Source organism: Citrobacter sp. R-1.5.2, assembly GCF_035064245.1.
Classification (GTDB): domain Bacteria; phylum Pseudomonadota; class Gammaproteobacteria; order Enterobacterales; family Enterobacteriaceae; genus Citrobacter.
In genome coordinates this window covers 2,409-3,583 of sequence record NZ_JASEYC010000050.1, presented here as the reverse complement: position 1 = coordinate 3,583, position 1,175 = coordinate 2,409, and the positions used below count along the sequence as shown (strand labels likewise).

2 protein-coding genes are annotated in these 1,175 nt (G+C 48.4%); both read right to left on the bottom strand.

Annotation, left to right across the window (positions count from 1 at the left end; translation table 11 throughout):
• Positions 1-72: 72 nt before the first annotated feature.
• Complete coding sequence (dfrA19, locus tag QMN38_RS26360) at positions 73-642, bottom strand: trimethoprim-resistant dihydrofolate reductase DfrA19 (protein ID WP_000019304.1); 570 nt, start codon at positions 640-642, stop codon at positions 73-75.
• Positions 642-1,175: BRCT domain-containing protein (locus tag QMN38_RS26355; RefSeq protein ID WP_223802069.1), on the bottom strand; the 534-nt coding region annotated here is incomplete at its 5' end. The genes QMN38_RS26355 and dfrA19, both read right to left, overlap by 1 nt.

The following is a 1,175-nucleotide window of genomic DNA, read 5'->3' as shown; positions in this document are numbered from 1 at the left end:
AATGATGTTTCGAAGCAGACGGCCAACACCGTCTGCTTCGTTTCTGGTTCTTGTTCTTCCACTGCCAGCGCGTTACTGATTGTTACGCACGTAAGTAGCAAAGTGAATGCGCTCTTGAGTCTCATCAACGGTTGCCTCCACAGTCTCGCTGGCACTGGAATCAATGTGAAAATTGTTCTGGATCGGATCAACAGGAATAAATCGATCACAGTCGAACTCTCTTGGAATTATGGTCATGTGCAGTTTCGTTGCTGATGAAAGAGCTTGAATGTACAACTTCTCCCCACCAATGACAGCAATGCGTTGATCGGTATTCTCATACAGGTTGATCACAGCACGAAGATCAGGAACGACAGTAGCGCCTATGACATCTTCTTGTTTTAACGTCGAGGAGATCACGAACGATTCGCGTTCGGGGAGAATTCCTTTCTCCTTGATTCGCTCCTCGGCGCCATCCTTTTCTAACTGCATGTCACGCATGTCAGTATACGTGTGTTTCCCCATAACGCACACGCGGATCTCTTTAGAAATCCGCGTAAATCGCGCCATGTCTTCTTTGCATTTCCATGGAATCTTGCCGCCTTTCCCGAATCCCAACTTAGAATCCACAGCGACTATTAGCTCAAGTTGTGGGTGACTCATTAAAACTCCAAACCAGTCGATGCTGGTTGTTCCAGATATTGCTTACGGAAGGTGGCCAGATCAATCAGTTTGATATTTGCCTTTCCGCTGTTGTTGAGATCGTGCACTTTCTTCAATTTGCCGGAAGATCCGGAAGTGGATGCCGCGATCACCATGGTGGTCTTCGACGAGACTGATGATTGCACTTCACCACCCTCAGCTTCAATCAGCTTCTCCAAGGCCGCGTCACGAAAACCGGTGATCACGATCTTCTCACCGGTAAAACGATCCCCCGAAGTGACCTGCTGTTTGAACCCGATGATTGATTGAATCTTGTTGAATAGCTCGGCATGTTCAGCCATACCTGCAAGCACTTTTGCGGCAGTTTTGTAGCTGAATTTGTCGACGCTAACGATCTGCTCTTCGGTGATGGCATTGAAATCATCCAAGGTCTTAATATCCAAGCCTTCACACAGAGCTTTCATCTTGCGGCGCCCAACGCCGCGCCCAAAGTGGGGCATCGACCCCAACCAAACCGACAGGGGAACACTACT